The following is a 1,565-nucleotide window of genomic DNA, read 5'->3' as shown; positions in this document are numbered from 1 at the left end:
TGTTTTGGCCCCTAAATTAATCGGACGTAAAATAGTTTAAAAACTGTAAATTTACGTCGATGAAAAAGAGGACATTTTCCAAAGAAGAGAAGCTGAAAGTGCTTGAGGAAGCCAAGTCAAACGGGGTCCAGGCCACCTTGGACAAGTATGGTGTCTATCCCGCCACCTACTACAGCTGGAAAAAGAAGTACGAGACCATGGGTGAAAAAGGGTTCCGGCACGGCATGACCCCCGCCCATCTCAAGGAGATCAGGCGGCTTGAAAAAGAAAACGAGTTGCTCAAGAAGCTGCTGGCCGAAAAGGAGATAGAAGCCCACCTCAAGGATGACCTGCTAAAAAAGAAGTATCCCTGGGCGAGCGGAAAGAGCTAGCGGCGGTTTATATCGGCCAGGGACTTAAAAGGGACAGGGTGCTGCAGCTGCTGGGCATCACCCGCCACCAGTATTATTACAGGCCAAAAACAGGGCGGCGGGGCCGCCGAAGGACCGGCACGGTGTTCAGGCACACGGCGGTAGGCGGAGGGGAGTGCCCCAACGATGTTGTCGTTGAAGCGGTAAAGGAAATACAGGCCGACCCCGATACCGACTATGGCTACCGCAAGATGACCTTTCAGCTCCTTATCCTCGGATTCATCATCAACCACAAGAAAGTCTACCGGCTCATGGAAGCCGCACAGTTGCTCAAACCCAGGCACAAACGCTCGGAGCGGAAGTACGTGCGTTTCAGGACAGTGATGCCGAAGGCACCGCTGGAGGTACTGGAGATGGACATCAAGCAGGTCTGGATCACAAGGGACAGGCGCCATGCCTATATCCTTACCGTCATCGATACCTTCACCCGGGCGGTGCTGCACTGGCAGCTGGGTTTCCATATGAAAAAAGAACAGGTAAAATGGGCATGGGAGAGTATAATAGCCGAACATCTGCAGCCTGCAGACCTGCTGGCCAGGGGAATACACGTGGAACTGAGGAACGACAACGGCTCCCAGTTCGGGGCGGGCCTGATCCGGGAGTTTTTCCGGGAAAACTACATCAACCAGGTGTTCACGCACCCCTATACGCCCCAGGAAAACGGCCACGTGGAAAGCTTCCACAACATCTTGAACCAGGCACTCAAGCATCAGGTCTTCTGGTCCATAGACGAGTTGGAGGGCAGACTGGCCACCTTCTACGACAGTTACAACAACAGGCGTGTACACGCCTCCATCGCATACCTGTGGCCGATGAAGTTCTGGGAGCTTTGGGATCAGGAAAAAATCGATAGGATGGAAAAAGGGAAAAATAAGGTTAAATTCAAGCTCAAGATCCCTTACCAAACCATATCGGGTAATGGGAGCCTGAGGGAAGTTTCCTGCTCAAATTTGAACCCCCTCAACGGGGGTGAAAATTTGCCCGATAAAGAAGTGAGTGGGCCCGATCTGCCTGATGGGCCCAACACTCCAAATCATACGACATCGGTGCAAAGGTCACCTTCGGTCGTTTCCTGCTAATGCCAAATATCGAACCTTATGCACTTAGAACGCAATATCAAAAAAAATAAAGTCCGATTAATAGGGGGCTAGACCA

At 51.8% G+C, this 1,565-nt stretch carries 2 protein-coding genes; both read left to right on the top strand.

Features of this window, described 5'->3' with window-relative positions; genetic code table 11:
- The first annotated feature begins 59 nt into the window (after positions 1 to 59).
- The gene (locus tag ADIS_RS19050; protein ID WP_010856319.1) at positions 60 to 371 is read left to right on the top strand and encodes a transposase; all 312 of its coding nucleotides are present in this window, start codon (positions 60 to 62) and stop codon (positions 369 to 371) included.
- A 38-nt stretch (positions 372 to 409) separates the two neighbouring features.
- Positions 410 to 1,489, top strand: coding sequence for a DDE-type integrase/transposase/recombinase (locus tag ADIS_RS19045; RefSeq protein ID WP_035807031.1), 1,080 nt, complete (start codon positions 410 to 412; stop codon positions 1,487 to 1,489).
- The last annotated feature ends 76 nt before the right edge of the window (positions 1,490 to 1,565 follow it).

Source organism: Lunatimonas lonarensis (assembly GCF_000390185.1).
Classification (GTDB): Bacteria; Bacteroidota; Bacteroidia; order Cytophagales; family Cyclobacteriaceae; genus Lunatimonas; species Lunatimonas lonarensis.
This window is presented reverse-complemented; position numbering and strand designations above follow the sequence as displayed.

Bases quoted from the DNA above. Each gene is read 5' to 3' on its own strand.
- ADIS_RS19050 (WP_010856319.1), top strand. From the start codon at position 60: ATGAAAAAGAGGACATTTTCCAAAGAAGAGAAGCTGAAAGTGCTTGAG.